The 23057-nt window shown below is 62.9% G+C and carries 16 protein-coding genes and 1 pseudogene; 10 read left to right on the plus strand and 7 right to left on the minus strand.

The window, feature by feature from the left end; translation table 11 throughout:
• Nucleotides 1–47 precede the first annotated feature (47 nt).
• The 3 genes from CLU90_RS03065 to CLU90_RS03075 all read right to left on the minus strand — a co-directional run bounded on the left by CLU90_RS03065 (nt 48) and on the right by CLU90_RS03075 (nt 8611).
• A complete protein-coding gene (locus CLU90_RS03065; RefSeq protein WP_198511133.1) occupies nt 48–6605 on the minus strand; it encodes a DUF3320 domain-containing protein in 6558 nt (2185 codons plus the stop codon).
• 259 nt (nt 6606–6864) lie between these two features.
• On the minus strand, nt 6865–7503 hold the full coding sequence (locus tag CLU90_RS03070; protein ID WP_092719352.1) for an NAD(P)H-dependent oxidoreductase: 639 nt from the start codon (nt 7501–7503) through the stop codon (nt 6865–6867).
• Nucleotides 7504–7612: 109 nt separating this feature from the next.
• On the minus strand, nt 7613–8611 hold the full coding sequence (locus CLU90_RS03075) for an aldo/keto reductase (protein WP_100427139.1): 999 nt from the start codon (nt 8609–8611) through the stop codon (nt 7613–7615).
• 102 nt (nt 8612–8713) lie between these two features.
• Between CLU90_RS03075 and CLU90_RS03080 the strand changes: the two genes are divergently transcribed.
• Entirely contained in the window at nt 8714–9601 is an 888-nt protein-coding gene (locus CLU90_RS03080) for a LysR family transcriptional regulator (RefSeq protein ID WP_100427140.1), read from the plus strand.
• Between the two features lie 4 nt (nt 9602–9605).
• Here the strand turns inward: CLU90_RS03080 and CLU90_RS03085 are convergent, their stop codons facing one another.
• The gene (locus CLU90_RS03085) at nt 9606–10691 is read right to left on the minus strand and encodes an ATP-binding protein (protein WP_092719359.1); all 1086 of its coding nucleotides are present in this window, start codon (nt 10689–10691) and stop codon (nt 9606–9608) included.
• Entirely contained in the window at nt 10691–11440 is a 750-nt protein-coding gene (locus CLU90_RS03090) for a response regulator (RefSeq protein ID WP_100427141.1), read from the minus strand. Before CLU90_RS03090 ends, CLU90_RS03085 begins: the two co-directional genes overlap by 1 nt.
• 164 nt (nt 11441–11604) lie before the next feature.
• On the opposite strand from CLU90_RS03090, the gene CLU90_RS03095 reads away from it, so the two are divergent.
• Genes CLU90_RS03095 through CLU90_RS03105 form a run of 3 tightly spaced genes read left to right on the plus strand, consistent with a single transcriptional unit; the run spans nt 11605 to nt 17275 of the window.
• The gene (locus CLU90_RS03095; protein ID WP_232731053.1) at nt 11605–12738 is read left to right on the plus strand and encodes an efflux RND transporter periplasmic adaptor subunit; all 1134 of its coding nucleotides are present in this window, start codon (nt 11605–11607) and stop codon (nt 12736–12738) included.
• Nucleotides 12739–12764: 26 nt separating this feature from the next.
• On the plus strand, nt 12765–15911 hold the full coding sequence (locus tag CLU90_RS03100; protein ID WP_092719368.1) for an efflux RND transporter permease subunit: 3147 nt from the start codon (nt 12765–12767) through the stop codon (nt 15909–15911).
• Complete coding sequence (locus CLU90_RS03105) at nt 15911–17275, plus strand: efflux transporter outer membrane subunit (protein WP_100427143.1); 1365 nt, start codon at nt 15911–15913, stop codon at nt 17273–17275. The genes CLU90_RS03100 and CLU90_RS03105 overlap by 1 nt, the downstream gene beginning before the upstream one ends.
• 9 nt (nt 17276–17284) lie before the next feature.
• Here the strand turns inward: CLU90_RS03105 and CLU90_RS03110 are convergent, their stop codons facing one another.
• Together CLU90_RS03110 and CLU90_RS03115 are read right to left on the minus strand one after the other, a co-directional pair.
• Nucleotides 17285–17869, minus strand: coding sequence for an Hcp family type VI secretion system effector (locus CLU90_RS03110; protein WP_100427144.1), 585 nt, complete (start codon nt 17867–17869; stop codon nt 17285–17287).
• Nucleotides 17870–17908: 39 nt separating this feature from the next.
• On the minus strand, nt 17909–18181 hold the full coding sequence (locus tag CLU90_RS03115; protein WP_100427145.1) for a DUF6150 family protein: 273 nt from the start codon (nt 18179–18181) through the stop codon (nt 17909–17911).
• Between the two features lie 217 nt (nt 18182–18398).
• Between CLU90_RS03115 and CLU90_RS03120 the strand changes: the two genes are divergently transcribed.
• From CLU90_RS03120 to CLU90_RS29805, 6 genes and pseudogenes are all read left to right on the plus strand, one after another.
• Nucleotides 18399–19679 carry an arsenic transporter gene (locus tag CLU90_RS03120; RefSeq protein WP_100427146.1) on the plus strand — a complete coding sequence of 427 codons (1281 nt, stop codon included), beginning with the start codon at nt 18399–18401 and terminating at the stop codon, nt 19677–19679.
• Between the two features lie 59 nt (nt 19680–19738).
• Nucleotides 19739–20323: a TetR/AcrR family transcriptional regulator gene (locus CLU90_RS03125; RefSeq protein ID WP_198511134.1), complete on the plus strand. Its 585-nt coding sequence runs from the start codon at nt 19739–19741 to the stop codon at nt 20321–20323.
• 75 nt (nt 20324–20398) lie between these two features.
• Nucleotides 20399–21499, plus strand: coding sequence for an alkene reductase (locus CLU90_RS03130; protein WP_100427147.1), 1101 nt, complete (start codon nt 20399–20401; stop codon nt 21497–21499).
• Between the two features lie 31 nt (nt 21500–21530).
• Nucleotides 21531–21914, plus strand: a complete 384-nt coding sequence (locus CLU90_RS03135; RefSeq protein WP_092719385.1) for a nuclear transport factor 2 family protein — start codon at nt 21531–21533, stop codon at nt 21912–21914.
• A gap of 40 nt (nt 21915–21954) precedes the next feature.
• On the plus strand, nt 21955–22584 hold the full coding sequence (locus CLU90_RS03140; RefSeq protein ID WP_100427148.1) for an NAD(P)H-binding protein: 630 nt from the start codon (nt 21955–21957) through the stop codon (nt 22582–22584).
• A gap of 47 nt (nt 22585–22631) precedes the next feature.
• Nucleotides 22632–23003, plus strand: a pseudogene (locus CLU90_RS29805) (GNAT family N-acetyltransferase); the annotation flags it as partial.
• Nucleotides 23004–23057 lie beyond the last annotated feature (54 nt).

A 23057-nucleotide genomic window follows, 5' to 3' on the forward strand; every position in this document is an offset into this window, starting at 1 on the left:
ATCAGCATGACATCACTACGCAATATGCTAAAAATGATGTGCTTGCTCTAACTCATAGCATTGTCAAGCGCGGTCTCCAGTCTCTTGCGGCTGCTGGCCCGAACATGATGCATGCCAAGCCGTTTTGCCATTGCCATCACAGCGTCGTCGCCAGCCCGGCCTTCTCTGGCGACCAGTTGGGCGAGGGATATGAGTTCAGCCATGCAAATTTCGTCGACGTTGCGCCCACCCTTTCCGTCGTGGTTGAATAGGATAGCTCGCTCAGGCTCTCGGTCACGCGCCCAGAAGAACATGCCGACATCTTCCTCCGTAAATTTCAGGCACGAAAGCGCTATCGAGGAGACGCGCTCCTGAATGCGTGCGCCGGTACGCTGCCAACCGTGCGCCCGCGCGATGCGACGCGCCAGTACGGTATCGCGTGATGGTCCATCGAGATCAACGATTTGCTCAATCATGTGTCGAAGCTGGTCATCGTAGGAAGCATCAAAGAAAGTGTCGGCATTCATGCTGTCTACCGTTGCAGGCTCAATCACTTCATTTCGCGTGGTGTTCGTCGAGTCAATATCCGGACTGGCGACAACACGTGAGGCATATTGAATATCAAGAACAGGGCTTGTCAGTTCTATCATTTCTGTGGACGCCGTTGTTTCTGTTTGCGCTTTGGTCAGGATTTCCTTTGCCTCCGCCTCAGCCGCTTCGCGCTCCGCCAACTTGCTACGCTGTTGCCGGCTGAGCTCAAGCAAGCGTTCCAATGCCGCATGCGTCTTTTCAAGTGTACCGGTTCGGTCTATCCACCAGTCGGTAGACCAGATGCGCACGATTTCCCAGCCTAAACCACGCAATACCTGCTCACGTAACATGTCACGGTCACGCGCCGTTGCCGAGCGGTGGTAAGTAGCGCCATCGCACTCGACACCGCAAAGATATATGCCGGGCGCATCTGGATGCACTACGCCCAAGTCAATACGAAATGACGATGCGCCGATTTGAGTATGCACCAGCCAGCCGCGAGAGGCCAGTGCTGCGGCCACCGCTTCTTCAAATGGACTGTCGAAGCCACCCATGCTACCTTTGCTCACCTCTGCCAGCGCACGCTGGCCACGTTCGGCAAATTCCAGAAATTGCTTGAGGTCTCGCACCCCAGCGGCTTGCGTGCGAGACAGGTCGAATTGCTCTGGCTTCAGACTTGAAAATACTCGCAACTCTTGGCGCGCGCGCGTGATTGCGACATTCAGTCGGCGCTCGCCGCCATCGCGGTTCATCGGACCGAAGTTCATCGATATCGCACCTGCCAAGTCTGGACCATAGGTAAGCGAGAAGTAGATGATATCGCGCTCATCACCTTGCACCGATTCCAGATTTTTAATAAACAGCGGTTCGAGTTCAGTCTCCGAAAAATATGGTTCCAGAGATGGGTCCTTGCGGCGCTCTTCGTCAAGCAAATCTTCAATCAGGTTCATCTGTTCCGTATTAAAGGTGACGACGCCGATCGTCAGTTTCGATTCCCTGAAGTTCGGCGCACGCAGTTTTGCAACGATATCGGCCACTAACTCCTTCGCTTCGCGCTTGTTGATGCGCGCACCACCTTTCTCATACACGCCTGCCACGTGATGGAAGCTGACGGCACGGTCGTCGGCGACCGGCGATGGGAATGTCACCAGGCCTCCGCCATAGTAACGATGGTTTGAAAACGCGATTAGTGACTCGTGGCGGCTACGATAATGCCAAGCCAGATTCATTGTCGGCAGGTTCGCGCCCATGCATTCATCAAGGATGCTTTCGAGGTCGTCTTCGACATCCCCGTCGTCGTTCGACGATTCTGTGCGGTCAAAAAATGAGGTCGGCGGCAACTGCTTAGGATCGCCCACCATTACCACCTGCTTGCCTCTGGCCATGGCACCTATCGCATCCCATACCGGAATCTGTGATGCTTCGTCGAACACGACCAAGTCAAATGCACTGGCATCGGCAGCCAGGTACTGGGCAATCGATAAAGGACTCATTAACAGACATGGCGCCAACTTGCCCAGCACAGAGGGAATCTTTTGTATCAGCTCGCGCAACGGCATGTGCTGCTTCTTCTTGTTGATTTCATGGCGCAGATCGCCCCATTCCGAATGGCGCGTTACTTCCTCGGAGCGCGGCATGCCCGCGCAAAGCGAGGCACGCACCCACGCGCGTGTGACATCTGTAAACTGCCTGTCAAGTGCGCGGAAGTCCCCGACCCGCTTTTCATGTTCGACAGAAACGAAGTTCCGGATGACGGCCTCGTTGTCGACAGCTTGATTGAGCCACCAGCGGCTATAGTTGGTTTCAAAGGCGCGCAGCGCTTCTGTTGGCTGCACTGTGCCGTCCTCCATTGCGTTGACAAGCGGCATCAGCGATAACGACAGCGCTTCTGCGCGTACCTTGCGCCAGGCGCACCATGCCTTCAGGCGTGGTTCTGCTGCAACGATTTGCTTGCAGCAGGTGATCAGCTCGTTCAATGGCAGCTCGTTGAACTGCATGGCTACGCCTTCGCTGAATGTACCTATGGCGGCAAGACTGGCGAGCACGGGCTGCAAGGTCTCAAGCGAGGCCCGATACTGTGCGCCGCTGCTGGCCAGTACACCGGACGGTGTTAGTAATGTGTTGCCTTCTACAACCAATTGTTCAAATGCTTGACGCAGCACGTCAGCGTCTTCGACTGTCTCTGCCAAGTTGGCAATTGCCGATGTAAGTACTGCATGAAAGGTCGCCACGCAGTCGATGTCGTCGGCGCGTGTCTGCAGGCCTGCCCAAGTACCGCCGGTCGAGGCGCGCAAATAATCAAAGGCGCGCAGCTTTTCTTCAAGGATAGCGCGCTGACGCACATGCTGGTAGTCAGCAGCCAGCCCCGCGCCACAGCTTGATGTCGCGATCTCATCATGCTCGCCTTGCAGCGCGCCGGCGTCCTGCACAGCGCGCAAGGCAATCGCAAAGCGCATGGCCGCTGCCAGCAAATGAGGGCGTGTCGCCTGGCCATCCCACAGGCCGCCTGTCTCTGCGGACAGCGACTGCATATCGGCGATTTCGCTATTGAGCGTGCGTAGTTGCCGCAAACGTTCCAACTCCAGTGCAAGCAACTTGCCACAACGTCCGCTCTCGATGATTTCAAATCCCTGATCATTCCAGACTTCTTGCCGGCGTGCTTGTCCCAGCACATGCTGCAAGCGTAGCGCTGTCTGAACAAATTCAGGACGCGTCTTCAAACCCGCCCAAATACCGTCACTTACCGTACCTATTTCCACCTTGTCGATTGCGGACCGCAATTCGCGAATACGGACCAGCAAAGGCAGGTCACGGCCGATATCGGCATCGCCATCGTCGATCACGCATTCGGTCAGCACTTTTGTGAGCTGGCGCTTGCGCATCCACGACAAGGGCCATGCACTGCGTTCTGCTTCCACCCAGCCACGTTGTAGTTGGTGCACGTTCAGTGCGTCCACTTGTTCGCCATACTGCACGGACAGGTTGCTTACACTCGCGGCCAGGATGTCGAGCAGTTGCAATCCTTTCTCGAACTCGGCCTGAATATCGTCAGACCAGGGTTGGCCCAGCAGCGACATCACGCGGTCACGCTCTTCGAGCAGCGCCAGTGCTTTTTTGCATCGGGCGACGACGGACTCGGTCCATGCAGGATGGATGTGCGCACTCAGATCACGATGCTGGAGCAGTAGTTGGTATCCATCACGCAGATGAGTTAGTAGCTCGCGCGCGTCAGACCGGAACACGAAGCCCCATTGACGGCCAAAGGCATTGGGCAGTGCTTGCGTTAGATCGGCCACTGCCAGGCGCGCGCGCCGGCCAGTCGGCAAGCCCGCAAGATTGGTTGCGTTCTCAAAACTGGTGATGGCCAATTGTAGCTCTTCAACTGCCGGTACCACTGTCCTCGTAGCACTGATGAATGCTTGCTGCCAAGAAGGAGTCCACTCCGCTTGTCCGACTACCATCAGCGGACCCTTGAGTAATTCCTGGGCACCAACTGCCCCGGCGTTGACTTCCAGACGGGTAGTCAAGTCGCGCATGGCGTCAAGCTGCGTATGGTCGTGTACATCGGCCGAGTTCCAAGAAAGATCGAGTTTAGGCACATCTTCGCCATCGACCACGATACCGATCGCTTTGTAAATTGTCAGACCATTACGATGCCGATGGTGCAGTCGAGCGACATACTGGTTCAATTCGTCGCGCAGCCGCTTCAATTTGGCTGCCTGCGCTTGCCATTCCTCTGGATCAACAGCGCCCTGGGCTTCCCAAGCTCTTTGCAGCTGGTTGATCACATCGAGCTTGCGTGCCTTGCTCGAGTGCAGTTCGAGACAGAATTCGCCCAGGCCCACCTCGCGCAAGCGCCGATACACCACATCGAGCGCTGCGATCTTCTCCGACACAAACAACACCCGCTTTCCTTCGGCCAGGCACTGTGCGATCAGGTTGGCAATGGTCTGGCTCTTGCCCGTTCCTGGTGGCCCGATCAGTACAAAATTTTTACCCTTGGCACCGGCCATGACCGCTGACAGTTGCGATGAATCGGCAGGAAGTGGACAGAAAGTCTTGTCAGGAGAAAATTGCGCATCGAGTTCTTTCGCCAGCGGAAACGCTACCGTGGATGGATAGGGGTCGCGCGGACTGTCGATCAGGTGGCGCACGACCGGACTCTGACGCAACTGATCCGTGCGTTGCGTCAGATCGACCCACATCAGGTATTTGGCGAACGAGAACGAAGCTAGCACCACTTCGTCTGATACTTCCCAGCCCTTGATGTCCCGCACGGCATGCGAGACGGTACGCCATATCAGCGCGACGTCAAGTCCTGCGGCATCCTGCGGTAACTTGCCATCCATGACGCCCAGGTTGAGATTGAAGTCTTGCCGCAGCATCTCAATCAGCGTGGGATTGAAGCGTGGTTCGTCTTCATGCAGGCACAAGGTAAAGCCGGAGCGCGCACTCTTGCGCTGAAGCGAAACTGGAATCAGGATCAACGGCGCTTTACACTTCTGTCCCACTTTGTCGTCGCGCGTCCAGTTCAAAAAGCCTAGTGCCAGAAATAGCGTGTTGGCTCCGCCTTCCTGTAATACCGTGCGGGCACTACGGTAAAGATCGACTAGCCGGGTTTCCAGCTCCTGCTCGTTGACGCTGACGAATACCTCGCGCCGTTTCAGTGCATCGAGGGCATGCTCGCGACGTACGTCTTCACGTGCGCGCTGTTCGTGTATTGCCTGGTTGCGTGGGTCGTGCCCATCCATCAGATCTGGTCTTGGCAACAGTCGTATCGGTGCACCGTCGGACAGCACATCTTCCAGTATGCCAGGTTCCGGTGCATCGATTCTGAGAGACTTCTTGCCGCTCTTGAAATTGAGGAGATTGTTACGCAGCGATAGGTCAAGCAGCTTGCGTTGCCATCGGGCCAGTCTGTCCATCGGATCGAACCCGGGCGCCTCGCTCGTCGTTCCGTAGTCTGGCAAATCAGGTGCGCCGTCGTCAAATGTGGCGGCGGTTGCTTTCATCGCGCTGTCGGCGGGGGCGAGGATATCCTGGCTTGCACCACTGGCAAGCGGTTTGATCCGTTGCATGCGGGCACGCCGGATATCAACCACCAACTCGAATTGCTCTTCGACCTGTTCGGCGACCTGACTGGCGGCCAGATCGGTGGCATACGTAAAGGATGGCGCCGGCCGCGAGGTAATCAGTGTCGTTTCGAACAGGGTTAATTCCTTTAACCTGATGCGTTTGCGGATGGCTGTCACGTCATCGATAACCACTGTGGAAAATTCTTCCTGGTGTAGCCATACGCCAGCGAACGCGTGACCCTTCGTGAATACCACAATGGGATTCAAGCCCGCCTGTTCCAGCGCCGAGCAAAACATCAGCGTCAGGTCAAGGCAGGTGGCGATGCGGGCGTCCATCACCTGTGCCGCACTGCGTACCTTCTGGCCCCGGTGCTCGAAACTGGCTGGTGGAAGAGCGTAGTCCAACCCTAGTCCTGCCACGGCTGTCCACAAAGCCGAGGTAAGCTCCCATGCACGTTTTGCACCACCCTGATAACCGTCCAGCGCGGGGCTTTTCCCCGCCTGTCGCAATACGTCGGCGACTTGTTTGAGCAACCGGTCGATTGCCGGCTCATTTGGCTGCACGAATGCAGCAACGAGATCGGGCAGGTGGGAAAGTCCTCCCCACTGGTTGCGCGGCAACAGCTCTACCTTGCGCTCCTCTGTCGCAAGCACGCGTTCTGTGGACGCGTCTGTCTTGCCAAGCAATGTCAATGTAATTGTCGAGGTCTCGGCCTCGGTCAGTTTGCCGAGTACTATGCCGTCCAGTTGCACATCGCAATCCTTGATGTCGTAGTTGGACTTTCCCTGGCATGCATCGATCAGCCAGGTTTTCGATTTTAAAAACGGAGGAAACGATTCTAGGCGTAGCCGCAAATCGGTGATCTCGCCATTACCGTCATTGACAATGGTCAGTTCACGCAGCAGAGGAATGGAGTTCTGAAAGTCTGCCAGGTTCAGCTTGCTGGCATTGGAGATTCGAATTGCGTACTCAGGTGTTGCTTTGACGGGTTGTTCCGCCTGGTCTTCTACTTGTTCCACGTACTTCCCCGTTAATGAATTCGATGAATTTCGTGTCTATTTTGAAACTAATTTGCTATAGAAACATTCATTGAACCACATTAACACATTGGAAAGAGGCAATTACTCACCAAATCTCACATCAATGATATTCAGTGACGTTCTTGCTGCGAAGCGGTTGCGTTGCTTGGCCGGGCTAATATGACGGGGCATGGACGAGCCGCAATGAAAAAAGCGGATGCCGGTGAGGGCATCCGCTTTTCAGGCACAGGCGAAGCGCTTACGCCAGCTCGGTGATGAATTGCTCGCGCGCGGGGCGCACTTTTTTCAGGTCCACCAGCCAGTCGCCTTCGTCGGCGCGGTAGCCGAGCGGCAGCATGACGACGGAGCGCAGGCCTTTTTCGCGCAAGCCCAGGATCTCGTCGACCTTGGCCGGATCAAAACCTTCCATCGGCGTCGAATCGACTTTTTCCTGCGCCGCGGCGATCAGGGCCGTGCCCACGCCGATGTAGGCCTGGCGTGCCGCGTGCTGGTAGTTGGTTTCCGCATCGCGCTGCGGATACGTGGCCAGGATTTGCTGGCGGTACGCTTCCCAGCCTTCGTTCTTGAAACCGCGCACTTCGTTGACCAGGTCAAAACGTGCGTTGATGCGCTCTACCGTGTAATTGTCCCAGGCGGCAAACACCAGCAAATGCGAGGCGTCCGTCACTTGCGACTGGTTCCATGCGTGCGGCTTGATCTGCTCGCGCAGGGCCGGATTCGTCACCACGAACACTTCGTACGGGTGCAGACCGCTGGAGCTGGCCGTCAGGCGCACGGCTTCCAGGATGCGCTCGACCTTGTCTTGCGGCACCGTTTTCGTCGGGTCCATCTTCTTGGTGGCGTAGCGCCATTGCAGTGTTTCGAGCAGTGCGGACATGTAAATCCCTTTCATAATGAATAGTTCAGATTGGAAATGATAGCGGATTCGGGCATTTCAAGTGCGCTGGACAAAAAAGTACCGGTATAGCGCACGCATGCACGGTTGTCTACAGGCCAAGCATGGCAAGTTCCACCGCCGGGTAGCGCGCGCCCTGCACGGCAGCGGGCGCGATGGCGGCACCGATGGCGGCCAGCTCGGTCTCGTTGAGGAGGACCTGCGTGGCGGAGACGTTCTCTTCCAGGTGCGCCAGGCTGCGGGCGCCGGGAATCGGCACGATGTCGTCGCCTTGCGCCAGCAGCCAGGCCAGGGCCAGCTGGGCCGCCGTGGCGCCGCGCGCGGCCGACAGGCGCTGCAATTGGGCAACGAGGTGGGCGTTGGCCGCCATCGCGGGCGGCTGGAAGCGGGGCAGGCTGTGGCGGTAGTCGTCTGGCGCCAGGTTGGCGCTGGATGCGAGCTGGCCCGTCAGAAATCCCCGGCCCAGCGGGCTGTAGGGCACGAAACCGACGCCGAGCGCGCGGCAGGCGGGCAGCACTTCCGCTTCCACGTCGCGGCTCCACAGCGAGTATTCGGACTGCACGGCCGCGATCGGATGCACGGCGTGGGCGCGGCGCAGGGTGGCGGCCGACACTTCCGACAGCCCCAGATGGCGCACCTTGCCCGCCTGCACCAGACCGGCCATGGCGCCGACCACGTCTTCGATGGGCACGGCGGGATCCACGCGGTGCTGGTACAGCAAGTCGATGCACTCGATTCCCAGCCGGGACAGCGACGCTTCCACCGCCTGGCGAATGTGTTCGGGATGGCTGTCCACGCCCGCCATGCGTTCCACGCCCTGGCCGTGGGGCAATATCTTGAAGCCGAACTTGGTGGCGATCTGGACCTTGCCGCGCAGCTGCTTCAGGGCGCGGCCTACTAATTCCTCGTTGGCGTAGGGGCCGTAGACTTCCGCCGTATCGATCAGGGTCACGCCCAGTTCCACGGCGCGGTGCAGCACGCGCAGCGAGGTGGCCTCGTCCGCGCCGCCGTAGGCAAAGCTCATGCCCATGCAGCCCAGGCCGATGGGAGCGACGCGCAAGCCGGAGTTACCCAGTGTTCTGTGTTCCATTGTCATTCCTTTTCAAAAAAAGATGCCAGGAGTATGGACGAAGGAACTGCATGCGATAAGATGCCTTATCCTGCATGTATTACTGAATGAAACTCATGAATAATGGCTGATCTCAATGAATTGACGGCCTTTGCGGCCGTCGCCCGCCTGCGCAGCTTTCGCAAGGCGGCCCTCGAACGGGGCGTGTCCGCCTCCGCCCTCAGCCATGCGCTGCGCGCGCTGGAAGAGCGCCTGGGCGTGCGCCTGCTGAACCGCACCACGCGCAGCGTCACGCCGACGGAGGCGGGACAGCTGCTGCTGGCGCGGCTGGCGCCGGCCATGCGCGAAATCGATGATGCCTTGCTGGACCTGAGCGCCTTGCAGGATGTACCCACAGGCAAGCTGCGCCTGAACGTGCCCCGTCCGGCCGCGCGCCTGCTGCTGGCGCCCATGCTGGCCAGTTTTGTCGCGCGCTATCCGCGCGTGCAGGTCGAAGTGGTCACCGACGACGGCATGATCGACATCGTGCGCGACGGTTTTGACGCGGGCATCCGCTTCGGCGAGCAGGTGGCGGCCGACATGATCGCCGTGCCCGTGGGCTTGCCGCAGCCGTTCGTGGTGGTGGGTTCGCCCGCCTACCTGGCCGCGCATGGCGCGCCGACCACGCCGCGCGCGCTGCTGAACCACGCCTGCATCGGCCGGCGTTTTCCCAGCGGACGCCAGTACGCGTGGGAGTTTGAACAGGCGGGGGAAGCCGTCAGCATCGCCGTCGGCGGGCCGCTCGTGTTCGACGACGATGAACTGATGCTGCGCGCGGCGCGCGATGGCGCGGGGCTGGCATACGTGTACGAGGCCGATGCGCGCGCCGATATCGCGGCCGGGCGCCTCGTGTGCGTGCTGGAGAACTGCCTGCCGCCGCCGTCGCGCTATTTCCTGTACTACCCGGGCCGGCGGCAGATGCCGGCCGTCCTGCGCGCCCTTGTCGACATGCTGCGCGTGCCGGGGGCCTAGTCATTCAGCCGGCGGGCGGCGGCGCCACATGTTCGACCGGCCACTTGATGGTAAACAGGCTGCCGCCCGCCTTGCCACGCGTGCAGACGGCGCTGCCGCCGTGGGCACGGGCGATGGCTTCGACCACGGCCAGGCCCAGGCCGCTGCCCGCGTTCAGGTCGCCGCCGTCGCTGTCGCCGCGACGGAACGCTTCGAACACGTGCGGCGCCAGGTCTTCCGCGATGCCGGGGCCCGCATCCTCGACGCTCAGGTAGTACTGGCCCGCCAGCACGCGGGTGCGCACACGCAGCAGGCCCGGATGCGCATAGCGGCGCGCATTGTCGAGCAGGGCCAGCACGATTTGACGGATGCGCGCCGCGTCGCAGCAGACGGGATGGTCGGACAGGTGCAGCTGCAGGGTAAAGCCTGCCGCCGCCATGTCCGGCGCCAGCAGGCGGCGCACTTCCTCGATTTCCAGGGTCAGGTCCGTCCACGCCATGCGCAGCTGCATGTGGCCGCTGTCGGCCAGGCTCAGGGTGCGCAAGTCCTCGATCAGGCGGCCTAGGTCTTCCACTTGCGCCAGCAGGCTGGAAAACGGCACTTCCTCGGGCTTGAAGACGCCGTCGACGACGCCTTGCAAGGTGCCGCGCAGGACGGTCACGGGCGTGCGCAGTTCGTGCGCGATGGCCGCGTTCCACGTTTCGCTTTCCTTGGCCGCCCGCTGCAGGCGTTCGGCCATGCTGTTGAAATCGTCGACCAGCATGGCCGTCTCGCCCAGGCTGCGGTCGCCGGCGAAGGCGCGCGCAGACAGGTCGCCATGGGCCACGCGGCGCACGCTGTCCATCACGGAATTGATCGGCTTGAGGATGCGCGAAGCGAGCTTGAGGGCGAAAAACGCGGCCAGGCCCAGGCCGAAGATGGTGATGGCGAAGATCCACAGCCACTCGACGGTGCTGGGCGACCAGTCGTCCGGCTCGGACAGCATGCCGGGATCGATCTTGAAGGCGATGGCAAAGAAGGTCCAGGAACCGATCCAGATGATCAGGATGCTGCTGACCATCAGCACGGACATCGACAGGATGATTTGCCGGTTCAGGCCCGTGAAGCGCATCAGAGTTCGCTTTCCAGGCGGTAGCCCACGCCGCGCAGGCTGGCCGGCATGTTCATCACGCCCGCTTCTTCCAGCTTCTTGCGCAGCTTGCTGACGTGGCTGTCCACCGTGCGTTCCATCGAATTGCTCTCGGGCATGCACGACTCGAGCAATTCGAGGCGGCTGCAGACGCGGCGCGGCGTGCGCGCCAGGTGGGCCAGCAGGCGGAACTCCGTCAACGTCAGGCTGAGCGCCACGGCCATGCCATCGTGCAGCACGCTGGCCACATACGTTTCCTGGTCGATCTCGATGGGGCCGCAGCGCAGGCGCTGGCCGCCCACCGGGTGGTGGCGCACGCGCGAGCGGCGCAGCACGGCCGCCACGCGGGCCACCACTTCGGCCGGATTGAAGGGCTTGATGATGTAGTCGTCGGCACCCACGCGCAGGGCGGCCAGCTTGTCCGCATCCTGGTCGCGCGCCGTCAGCATGATGACGGGCGTCTCGCCGCGCCGCCGCACCTCGGCCAGCACGCCCCAGCCATCGACCCTGGGCATCTGCACGTCGAGCAGCAGCAGGTCCGGTGCCAGCGCCAGGTGCTGGTTCAGCGCTTCCTGGCCATCGTGCGCGAAGGCCGTGCGGTAGCCGTCGCGCTCGAGGTAGCCGGCGAGGATGCGGGCGATTTGCGGTTCATCTTCGGCGATCAGGACGAGGGCGGAAGGCGGCGTGGTGGCAAGGAAGGAGGGCTGGCTGGCGCTGTGATGATAGTTCATGCAAATAGTCTAGCATTCTTCGCTGTCTCCATCGAATCTCCACATTTCTTTGACGGAACATCCACGCAAGACTTTTATGCTGCGGCCTATCTGTCGACCGGACCGCCGGTTGGGATCAGCCATAGAGAAAAGTCATGCCAGTACAGTACCTCACCAGGAAAAACATGTTGATCGCCGCGGCACTGCTCAGCCTTGCCGCCTGTTCCAAACCCGCGCCGGAAGAAGGCGCCGCGCCGCCCGCCGCCGTCACCGTGCTCAAGCTGCAAGCGGCGCCCGTTGTCCTCAGCGATGAATTGCCGGGCAGGGTGGCCGCCTTCCGCACGGCCGATATCCGCCCGCAGGTGGGCGGCATCGTGCTGCGCCGCCAGTTCGAGCAGGGCGCCGAAGTGAAAGCGGGACAGAAGCTGTTCCAGCTGAACCCGGCGCCATTCCAGGCGGACGTCGATTCGGCCGCCGCCGCCCTGCAGCATGCGGTGGCCACGGCGAAGCGCGCCAGCAGCCAGGCAGACCGCTTGAAACCGCTGGTGGAGGCGGACGCCATCAGCCGCCAGGCGTATGACGACGCCGTGGCCCAGCGCGAGCAGGCCGTGGCCACCGTGGCGCAGGCACGCGCGGCCCTGGCGCGGCGCCGCCTGGACCTCGCTTTTGCCAGCATCGAGGCGCCGATTGCCGGGCGCATCGGCTCCGAACTGGTGACGGAAGGCGCGCTCGTGGGCCTGGCCGATGCGACGCCGATGGCGCGCATCCAGCAGATCGACAAGGTGTACGTCGACGTGCGCCAGCCGGCCGCCGCGCTGGCCGCCTTGCAAGCCTCGGGCAACGGGGGCGCGGACAAGCTGCCCGTGACCATTTTGGGCGCGGATGGCCAGCCGCATCCCGTCACGGGACGCATCCTGTTCTCCGGCATCAGCGTCGATGCGGGCACGGGCGACGCCGTCATCCGCGTGCTGGTCGACAATCCGCAGCGCCAGCTGTTGCCGGGGATGTTCGTGCGCGCCCGCATCGCCCGCGCCGTGCAGGAAAATGGCGTGCTGCTGCCGCAGCAGGCCGTCTTGCGCAGCAGCGGCGGCCAGGCGCAGGCCTGGGTGCTCGATGGCACGAACAAAGCCAGCCTGAAAACGATCGCCGTGGGCGATGTGATCGACCATCAGTACGTGGTCAACGGCGGCCTGAAGGCGGGCGAAACCGTCGTCATCGAAGGCCAGGAACGCCTGCAGCCGGGCGTCACCGCCGCGCCGCAACCGTGGAAGCGCGCCGCCGCCGTGGCCACCGCACCTGTCGTCAGTGCCGTGCGCTGACTCGTACATATTGAAAGTTTAACGACATGCCTCAATTTTTCATCAACCGCCCCGTCTTTGCGTGGGTGGTGGCGGTCTTTATCGTCCTGTTCGGACTGATCGCCATACCGCAATTGCCGATTGCGCGATTCCCCTCGGTGGCGCCGCCCAGCGTCAGCATCAGCGCCAACTACCCTGGCGCCACGCCGCAAACCATGAACGATTCCGTGGTCGGCCTGATCGAACGCGAACTGTCGGGCGTCAAGCACCTGCTGTATTTCGAGTCGTCCACCGATACGTCGGGTTCGGCCTCGATCACCGTCACCTTCCAGCCCGGCACCGATCCGGAAATGGCCCAGGTGGACGTGCAGAACCGCCTGAAAGCCATCGAACCGCGCCTGCCGCAAGCCGTGCGGCAAAACGGCTTGACGGTGGAATCGGCGTCGTCGGGCTTCCTGATGATCGTCAGCCTGATTTCCGACAATGGCCAGCACGATGAAGTGGCGCTGGGCGACTACCTGGCGCGCAACGTGACGGAAGAACTGCGCCGCATTCCCGGCGTGGGCAAGGTGCAGCTGTTCGGCTCCGAGCGCGCCATGCGCATCTGGGTCGATCCGGCCAAGCTCGTGTCGTACAACATCGCCATGGGCGAGCTGACGGCCGCCATCGCGCAGCAAAATGCGCAGATCGCCCCGGGCCGCCTCGGTGATTCGCCCGCCGTGCACGGCCAGCGCGTGACCATTCCGCTGACGGTGCAGGGCCAGCTGCAAACGCCGGCCGAATTTGCCGCCATCGTCCTGCGCGCGAATGCGGACGGCTCGAAAGTGACCATCGGCGACGTGGCGAAAGTGTCGCTGGGCGCGCAAAGCTTCAACTTCAGCATCCGCGAAAACGGGCAAGCCGCGTCGGGCGCCGCCGTCATGCTGTCGCCGGGCGCCAACGCCGTGCAGACGGCCAGCGCCGTGCGTGCGCGCATGGCCGAACTGGCGCACACCATGCCGGCCGGGATCAAGTATTCGGTGCCGTTCGACACGGCGCCGTTCGTGAAGATCTCGATCGAGAAGGTCGTCGTCACCCTGCTCGAAGCGATGGTGCTGGTCTTCCTCGTCATGTATCTGTTCCTGCAAAAGATACGCTATACCCTGATTCCCGCCATCGTCGCGCCGATCGCGCTGATGGGCACTTTTACGGTCATGCTGATGGCCGGCTATTCCGTCAACGTGCTGACCATGTTCGGCATGGTGCTGGCCATCGGCATTATCGTCGATGACGCCATCGTCGTGGTGGAAGCCGTCGAGCGCCTGATGGCCACCGAAGGCTTGTCGCCGAAGGAGGCGACGTCGAAGGCCATGCGCGAAATCACGGGGGCGGTGGTGGGCATCACCCTGGTGCTGACGGCCGTGTTCATCCCGATGGCGCTGGCCAGCGGTTCCGTCGGCGCGATCTACCGCCAGTTCACCCTGGCCATGGCCGTGTCGATCCTGTTCTCGGCGTTTCTGGCTTTGAGCCTGACGCCGGCCCTGTGCGCCACCATGTTGAAACCGATCGGCCCGCACGACCACGACAAGAAGGGTTTCTTCCTGTGGTTCGACCGCCATTTTGAACGCATGACGGCGCGTTATGAAAAGGGCGTGGTGGCGATGGTGAAGCGCGCGGGCCGCTCGATGGTGCTGTATGGCGCCATCGTCGCGGCGCTGGGCGTGGCTTTCATGCAGCTGCCGTCGGCCTTCTTGCCGGAAGAAGACCAGGGATATTTCATCACCTCGATCCAGCTGCCGTCCGACGCGACGATGGAGCGCACGCTCGACGTCGTCAAGCTGTACGAGCAGCACGTGGCCACGCGGCCCGGCATCGAAGTGAACCAGTCTATTCTCGGCTTCAGTTTTTCCGGCGCGGGGCCGAATGCGGGCCTGGCGTTCACCATGCTGAAGGACTGGAAACAGCGCAACGGCGCCACGGCGCAGGAAGAAGTGGCGCTGGCGCAGGCGGCCATGTCGCAGGCGAAGGAGGGCGTCATCATGAGTTTGATGCCGCCCGCCATCGATGAACTGGGCAACTCGTCCGGCTTTTCCCTGCGCCTGCAAGACCGCGCCAACCAGGGCATCGCTGCCCTGCAGGCGGCGCAGAACCAGTTGCTGGGACTGGCCGCGCAAAGCGGCAAGGTGGCCGGCGTGTATCCGGACGGCTTGCCACCCGGCGCCAGCGTGCGCCTCGATATCGACCGCACCAAGGCCGAAGCGCTGGGCGTGTCGTTTACGGCCATTGCCGACATGCTGACGGCGGCCATGGGCTCGACCTATGTCAACGATTTCCCGAATGCCGGCCGCATGCAGCAGGTGATCATCCAGGCCGATGCGCCGTCGCGCATGCAGCTGAACGACGTGCTGGCCCTGCGCATCCGCAATAACGCGGGCGGCATGGTGGCGCTGGGCGAACTGGTGCGCCCCGTATGGAGCGAGTCGCCGCTGCAGCTGGTGCGCTACCAGGGTTATCCTGCGGCGCGCATTTCGGGCAGCGCGGCACCGGGTGTGTCGAGCGGCGACGCCATGCTGGAAATGGAGCGGCTCGTGAAGCAGCTGCCACCCGGTTTCGCGCTCGCGTGGACGGGCCAGTCGCTGCAAGAGAAGGAATCGGCCTCGCAGGCGCCCATGCTGATGGCGCTGTCGATGCTGGTGGTCTTCCTCGTGCTGGCTGCCCTGTATGAAAGCTGGTCGATTCCCGTCTCCGTGATGCTGGTCGTGCCTTTGGGATTGCTGGGCGCTGTGCTGGCCGTGATGTTGCGCGGCATGCCGAACGACGTGTTCTTCAAGGTGGGCATGATCACGATCATCGGCCTGTCGGCGAAGAACGCGATCCTGATCGTCGAATATGCGCGCCAGCTGCAGGCGCAAGGACGTGGACTGGTCGAAGCGACGGTGGAGGCGGCTAGATTGCGCTTGCGCCCGATCTTGATGACGTCGCTGGCGTTCGCGCTGGGCGTCGTGCCGCTGATGCTGGCCACGGGCGCCAGCGCCGAGACGCAGCACGCGATCGGCACGGGCGTGTTCGGCGGCATGATCACCGCCACCGTGCTGGCCGTGTTTTTCGTGCCCGTGTTCTTTGTCGTGGTGCTGGGCGCCGTCGACAAGATGAGCAAGTACTTCAACAAACGCAGTCATCGCATCGCCGTCAAGGCGGTGGAAGGAGAATTGTAATGCGTTTATTCTTTATGACGCCCCTGGCCGCGCTGGCTTTGTCGGCGTGTTCCTTGACGCCGCCGCTGGTCAAGCCGGCGGCGCCGATACCGGCCAGCTATGGGGAAGTCTCCGCGTCAGATAGCGCCGCGGACCTGGGCTGGCGCCAGATGCTGCTCGATGCGCGCCTGCAGCGCCTGGTCGACATCGCGCTGGAAAACAACCGCGACTTGCGCGTGGCGTCCCTCAACGTGGAAGCCGTGCGGGCCCAGTACCAGATCCAGGATGCGGGCCGCACTCCGGCCATCGGCGCGAATGCGGGCGGCGTGCGCCAACGCGGCGCCGATGCGGTGACACAGAATCAGTTCACTGCCGGCATCGCCATGAGCGCGTTCGAGATCGACCTGTTCGGCCGCCTGCGTTCCCTGTCGGACGCCGCGTTTGCCCGCTACCTGGCCACGCAGCAGGGCCAGCGCGCCGCGCACATGGCCCTGATCGGCGCCGTGGCCGACGCCTACCTGGAACAGCGGCTGGCCGAGGAACAGCTGGCGCTGGCCCGCCAAACCCTGCTTGACTGGCGCCAGGCGCTGGTCCTGACGCAGCGCCTGCACGGCGCGCAGCAGGGAAGTGGCCTGGACGTGGCGCAGGCGCAAGGGCAGGTCGCCACGGCGGAAGCGGACGTGCAGGCGCGCGAACGGGCCAGTGCCCTGGCGCGCAACAACCTGGAATTGCTGCTGGGCGCGCCGCTGCCAACGGACCTGCCGCCCGGCCGCGCACTTGATGGCCAGCCCGTGCTGACGCAGCTGCCGCCCGGCCTGCCGTCGGACTTGCTGGCGCGCCGCCCGGACATCCTGCAGGCGGAATACGCGCTGGTGGCGGCGAACGCGGAAATCGGCGCCGCGCGCGCCGCCTTCTTCCCGCGTTTGTCGCTGACGGCGTCGCTGGGTTTTGCCAGCCCGGAGCTCGGTGACCTGTTCCGCGGCAGCGCGCGCAGCTGGTCGTTCGCGCCGCAAGTGACGCAGCCGCTGTTCCAGGGCGGCCAGCTGCGCGCGGAACTGCAACTGTCGCGCTTGCGCAAGGACGTCGCCGTGCTGCAGTACGAGCAGGCCATCCAGATGGCGTTTCGTGAAGTGCGCGACGGTCTGGCCGGCAGCGCCACGTACGCGCAGCAGATCGATGCCCAGCAGCGCGTGGTCGCGGCGGCGCAGCAGCGCCTGCGCCTGTCGCAGCTGCGCTACGACGCGGGCCAGGACAGCCGCCTGGAATTGCTCGACGCGCAGCGCCAGTCGTATGCGGCCCAGCAAGCCTTGCTCGACGTCCGGCGCGACCAGTTCAAGTCGGCCGTGGCCTTGTACAAGGCGCTGGGGGGAGGGCTGGAAGAGTAGGGGCCTTGCTTAGCCTGTGAAGGCGCCGATCGGCCGGTTGCGCGCCAGGCTCCAGCCTGTCGTGTGCTGGGAGGCAGGCTTGCCGTCGGCCTGCTGCACGCTGTGGCTCCAGAGGATTTCCGTGAAATTCAGCTTGAACTGCTCGGTCGGCATGTCATCGGGATGGGTTTGCAGCTGGATTTCGCTGATGATGGCGTCGCGCAGCCAAATGGTCATGATGTTGGCCGTCCTGTCGCCCGAGTTGCGTGCGATGTACAGCTTGGTCGGCTGGGCCGCACCCCTGCCCAGTGGTTCGGCGCGCAGGCACAGGTCGTACAAGTTGACCGAGGTCCGGTCGACATATTTGACGCAGGTAAATTCCGTGATCACGGGCCGCCCCGACGTGCGTGCCGAATTGCTGACGTCCGTCGTGATTTGCTGCTTCATGCCCTGGTGCAACGAGACCAGCTCGATGCAGCGGCCGAGGTCCCGCAGGGCGGGGTTGTCGCGCCAGCCGGCGTCCACAAGGCTGCCGCCAATGCTGCCGCTGCCATCGTCCGGCGTCTTGCCAAACACGAGTTCCCCGTTGCCGGGTTCCAGCAAAATCAAATCCATGGTGATCACTCCTGTCATCGGGAAAACAGCATTGCATTCTTATAGCCGGCCATGCAAAGGATGTGGTTTTGTCCAGCCTGCTTCACCACGGTTGTCGACAAAACACACTCTCAGCTCTGCCATGCCTTGCGACGTGAAGTACACGTGGACATTCGCGTTCTGGGGCTCGCGCGTGATGAACCACAGGGCGTCGCCCTGCGCCAGACCCCGGCTGCCCACGCGGTGGACGAGCAGGTCGGCGCCGTCTCGGTCCACCAGGGCGATGCGCACGCGCGCCTCGCCCATCGTTGATGTCTGATATACGGTTGTCACCGGCGCCTCTTTTCACGGATCGTGTTGTCGTTGGACTATACACTGAATTAGTTGCCTAAAGATAATGATGAGGCTGGAAGGCTGGAGTATTTTTGCACCAGCGTACAGGCCAGGAGATTTTGCATTAATTCAATAATTCCACTATCATTGAAGTATTGAATGTCCAAGGCTGCGGCGCATGGTGCCCGCGATGCCGCATCGAACGGAACCACGCCCCATGCTGACCGCTTTCCTCATCTTTCTCGCCACCCTGGTCCTTGTCATCTGGCAACCGCGCGGCCTGGGCATCGGCTGGAGCGCCGTTATCGGCGCCTGTGTCGCCTTGCTGGCCGGCGTGATCCATTGGGGCGACATTCCCGTCGTCTGGCATATCGTGTGGAACGCCACGGGCACCTTCGTTGCCGTGATCATCATCAGCCTGCTGCTGGACGCGGCCGGCTTCTTCGAGTGGGCCGCGCTGCACGTGGCGCGCTGGGGCGGGGGCAGCGGCAGAAAACTGTTCGTGCTGCTGGTCCTGCTGGGCGCGCTCGTCTCCGCCGTGTTCGCCAATGACGGCGCCGCGCTGATCCTGACGCCCATCGTCATCGCCATGCTGCGGGCGCTGAAGTTTTCCGCGAAAGCCACCCTGGCCTACGTGATGGCGGCCGGCTTCATCGCCGACACGGCCAGCCTGCCGCTCGTGGTGTCGAACCTGGTCAATATCGTTTCGGCCGATTTCTTCAAGATCGGCTTTGCCGAGTACGCTGCCGTGATGGTGCCCGTCAACGTCGTCGCCGTGCTGGCGACCCTGGCCGCCTTGCTGCTCTTTTTCCGCCAGGATATTCCCCGCGACTATGAAATCGACCAGCTGAAACGCCCTGACGCCGCCATCCGCGACCTTGCTACCTTCCGCGCCGGCTGGCTGGTGCTGGCGCTGCTGCTGGTGGGCTTTTTCTCGCAGGAGCACCTGGGCGTGCCCATCAGCCTGATCGCCGCCGTGGGCGCCGCGCTGCTGCTGGTGGTGGCCGGCAGGGGCCACGTGATTTCCACGCGCCACGTGCTGCGCCATGCGCCGTGGCAGATCGTCGTCTTTTCGCTGGGCATGTATCTGGTCGTGTACGGCTTGCGCAATGCGGGCCTGACGGCTTACCTGACGGGCATGCTGAACCACTTCGCGCAGTACGGCGTGTGGGGCGCGGCCATGGGGACGGGCGTGCTGACGGCCTTGCTGTCGTCCGTGATGAACAACCTGCCGACGGTGCTGGTGGGCGCGCTGGCCATCGACCCGACGACGGTGCAGGGGGCCGTGCGCGAAGCGATGATCTACGCGAACGTCATCGGCAGCGACCTGGGACCGAAGATCACGCCAATTGGCAGCCTGGCCACCTTGCTGTGGCTGCATGTGCTCGACAGCAAGAACATCCACATTTCCTGGGGCTACTATTTCCGCGTCGGCATCGTGCTGACCGTGCCCGTGCTGCTCGTGACCCTGGCGGCGCTGGCCCTGCGCCTGGGGTGATGGCGGAGCAGGCAATGGCTTACTAGACGACCGGTCAGATTTTTTGCTATACTGGCCGCATGAGCAAAAAATCTTCCGCCGACATGCGTCAGCACCTGATCGACATCGCCAAGGCCCTGATGGCTGAGAAGGGCTATACGGCCGTGGGCCTGGCCGAACTGGTGGCGGCGGCCGGCGTGCCGAAAGGCTCGTTCTACTATTACTTCAAGTCGAAGGAAGAGTTTGGCCAGGCCTTGCTCGACGATTACTTCACCACCTATCTGCAGACGGTCGACGCCTTGCTGGCGGGGCCTGGCATTGCCCGCGAGCGCCTGCTGGCCTATTTTGACTACTGGAGCACGACCCAGGCCGACAGCGCCCCGGAAGGCAAATGTCTGGTGGTCAAGCTGGGTGCCGAAGTGTGCGACCTGTCCGTGGACATGGGCGCCGTGCTGCAGCAGGGCACGGGCGCCATCCTGGACCGCCTGACGCAGTGCATCGAATCGGGCCGCCTCGACGGTTCCGTGGCGGCGGCGACGCCGGCGCGCGTGCTGGCCGAATCGCTGTACCAGCTGTGGCTGGGCGCTTCGCTGATGGTCAAGGTGGCCCGGAACGGCGGACCGTTCGACGCCGCCATGTCGACCACGCAACGGCTGCTGTCCTAGCCGTTTTTTTTAATCATATACTAGACGACCGGTCAGTTATTGCCGGTTTTTCTCACAGAATACGAAAGCAATACGATGAGCGAACAACATGAAAGCGATTTATTTTCTCCAGTCGATCTGGGCGCGCTGGCCCTGGCCAACCGCATCGTCATGGCGCCGCTCACGCGCAGCCGCATGGGCGACGATGGCGTGCCGAACGCCATGCACGCCGAGTACTACGCCCAGCGGGCCAGCGCCGGCCTGATCATCAGCGAGGCGACGAACATCTCGCCCCAGGCACGCGGCTATGCCCTGACGCCGGGGATCTGGTCCGACGCGCAGGTGGCGGGCTGGAAGCTGGTCACCGATGCCGTGCATGCGGCCGGCGGCAAGATCGTCTGCCAGCTGTGGCATGTGGGACGCTTTTCGCACACGAGCCTGCAGCCAGATGGCGCCGCGCCCGTCGCGCCTTCCGCCATCCGGGCCGAGGGCAGCACTTACACGGCCAGCGGCATGCAAGCTGTCTCCATGCCGCGCGCGCTGGAAACTGGGGAAATCGCCGGCATCGTCGCCCAGTATGCGCATGCGGCCGCATGCGCGCTGCGCGCCGGTTTCGACGGCGTCGAGGTGCATTCGGCCAATAGCTACCTGCTCGACCAGTTCCTGCGCGATTCCACCAACCGGCGCACGGACGCTTATGGCGGCAGCATCGACAACCGCGCGCGCCTGACCCTGGAAGTGACGCAGGCCGTGGTGAACATCTGGGGCGCGGCGAAGGTAGGCATCCGTTTGTCGCCCGTCACGCCCGACGCGGGCAACACGCCCGTCGACAGCGACGTGATGGCCACCTATGGCTATTTGATCGGACAGTTGAACCGGCACGGACTGGCCTATCTGCACTTCGTCGAGGGCGCGACGGCCACCTCGCGCGACGTGCCCGATGGCGTCGACCTCGACGCGCTGCGGGCGCTGTTCCACGGCCCCTACATCGGCAACAACCATTACGACCTGCCGCTGGCGCTGGCGCGCCGCGCCGAAGGCAAGGTCGATGCCGTGGCGTTTGGCCGTCCCTTCATCGCCAACCCGGACCTCGTGGCCCGCCTGCGCCATGGGGTGGCGCTGGCCGTGGCGCCGCGCGCGGCGTATTACGGCGGCGGCGCCAGCGGCTACACCGACTGGCCCGCAAGCCAGTACTGATTTTTCTTTTCACCCAACCAAGGAGCGCAACATGAACACCACCACTTATGTGCAGGAATACCAGGCCATCGTCGCCGTGCTGAATCAATACAATGCGGGCGGCGCGCAGGCCGACAGCAGCATCATGCGCCCGGCCTTCAGCAGCGAGGCCACCATTTTCGGCGTCGACGGCGACGATCAACTGACGGGCGGTCCCATCGAAGGCCTGTTTGAAATCATCGACAGCGCGTTCCGGCCGTCGCCGCAGGCCAGGGCGGCCATCGCGCGGATCGATATCGTGGGCACGGCGGCCAGCGCGCGCGTCGATACGGACGACATCTCGGGCTTCCGCTTCACCGATTTTTTCAATCTGCTCAAGGTACAGGGCGAATGGACCATCGTGAACAAGATCTATCACACGCACGCGGGCGCCTGATACTGTATCGTGTGGCGTCCAGTGCTTGCGGGGGGAAGGAATGAAACTGATACTGATGGGCGCCACGGGCCTGGTGGGCCGCGAAGTGCTGCGCCTGGCGTTGATGGATGCGCGCGTCACGGCCATCGTCGCGCCCGTGCGCAAATCGTTGCCCGGCCATCCCAAGCTCGAGGCGCCGCGCGTTGACTTTGACCGCTTGCCGTTGGACGCCCCTTGGTGGCAGGCGGATGCCGTCATCTGCACCCTGGGCACGACGATGAAGGTGGCCGGTACGCGGCAGGCGTTCTGGCGGGTCGACCATGACTATCCGCTTGCCGCGGCGCGGCTGGCGCTGGCGGCCGGCACGCGCACGTATGCGCTCAATTCCGCCGCCGGCGCCAACGCGGCTTCGCGCTTTTTCTACAACCGCGTCAAGGGCGAGCTGGAACGCGACCTCGAAGCGCTGGGTTTTAGATCGCTTACCCACGTGCGGCCGGGCCTGATCGGCGGCGAGCGCGACGAGGCGCGGGCGGGCGAGGGCGCTGCCTTGCGCCTGCTGCGCGTGCTGGGCCCCGTGCTGCCGCGCCGCTGGCGCATCAATCCCGCGCCACGTATCGCCAGCGCCTTGCTGGAAGCGGCGCTGGCTGGCGCGCCGGGCGTGCACGTCGTCGGGCCGGAACAACTGGCTTGACCGCGCGCCCCTTATAATTGCCATTCATGTTTTTTTAAGTACAACAAATGCAAACAGTGCGTCCTTACCAGGCCGGCGACCGCGATGCCTGCCTCGCCCTTTTCGACGGCAATACGCCGCGCTTTTTCGACCCGTCCGAGCGCGCGGACTTTGCCGCCTGGCTGGAAAATTCGACCCATCCCTACCTGGTCATCGAACGCGACGGGAACATCGTCGCCTGCGGCGGCCATGCGCTGGAGGCGGGCGGCACCGTCGCCAGCCTGTGCTGGGGCATGGTGGCGCAGGACTTGCATGGGCAAGGACTGGGCCGGGCGCTGACGCAGGCGCGCCTGGACGCCATCCGCGCCGTGCCGGGTGTCGTCAAGGTGAGCATGAACACCAGCCAGCATACGCAGGCCTTTTATGCGCGCTTCGGCTTTGAACCGGTCAAGGTGACGCCGGACGGTTTCGGACCCGGCATGGACCAGTGGGAC

The organism is Janthinobacterium sp. 67, assembly GCF_002797895.1.
Taxonomy (GTDB): Bacteria; Pseudomonadota; Gammaproteobacteria; order Burkholderiales; family Burkholderiaceae_D; genus Janthinobacterium.

Coding starts and splice junctions, on each gene's coding strand:
- CLU90_RS03070 (WP_092719352.1), bottom strand. CDS start 7,503: ATGTCCGCACTGCTCGAAACACTGCAATGGCGCTACGCCACCAAGAAG.
- CLU90_RS03075 (WP_100427139.1), bottom strand. CDS start 8,611: ATGGAACACAGAACACTGGGTAACTCCGGCTTGCGCGTCGCTCCCATC.
- CLU90_RS03080 (WP_100427140.1), top strand. CDS start 8,714: ATGGCTGATCTCAATGAATTGACGGCCTTTGCGGCCGTCGCCCGCCTG.
- CLU90_RS03085 (WP_092719359.1), bottom strand. CDS start 10,691: ATGCGCTTCACGGGCCTGAACCGGCAAATCATCCTGTCGATGTCCGTG.
- CLU90_RS03090 (WP_100427141.1), bottom strand. CDS start 11,440: ATGAACTATCATCACAGCGCCAGCCAGCCCTCCTTCCTTGCCACCACG.
- CLU90_RS03095 (WP_232731053.1), top strand. CDS start 11,605: ATGTTGATCGCCGCGGCACTGCTCAGCCTTGCCGCCTGTTCCAAACCC.
- CLU90_RS03100 (WP_092719368.1), top strand. CDS start 12,765: ATGCCTCAATTTTTCATCAACCGCCCCGTCTTTGCGTGGGTGGTGGCG.
- CLU90_RS03105 (WP_100427143.1), top strand. CDS start 15,911: ATGCGTTTATTCTTTATGACGCCCCTGGCCGCGCTGGCTTTGTCGGCG.
- CLU90_RS03110 (WP_100427144.1), bottom strand. CDS start 17,869: ATGGATTTGATTTTGCTGGAACCCGGCAACGGGGAACTCGTGTTTGGC.
- CLU90_RS03120 (WP_100427146.1), top strand. CDS start 18,399: ATGCTGACCGCTTTCCTCATCTTTCTCGCCACCCTGGTCCTTGTCATC.
- CLU90_RS03125 (WP_198511134.1), top strand. CDS start 19,739: ATGAGCAAAAAATCTTCCGCCGACATGCGTCAGCACCTGATCGACATC.
- CLU90_RS03130 (WP_100427147.1), top strand. CDS start 20,399: ATGAGCGAACAACATGAAAGCGATTTATTTTCTCCAGTCGATCTGGGC.
- CLU90_RS03135 (WP_092719385.1), top strand. CDS start 21,531: ATGAACACCACCACTTATGTGCAGGAATACCAGGCCATCGTCGCCGTG.
- CLU90_RS03140 (WP_100427148.1), top strand. CDS start 21,955: ATGAAACTGATACTGATGGGCGCCACGGGCCTGGTGGGCCGCGAAGTG.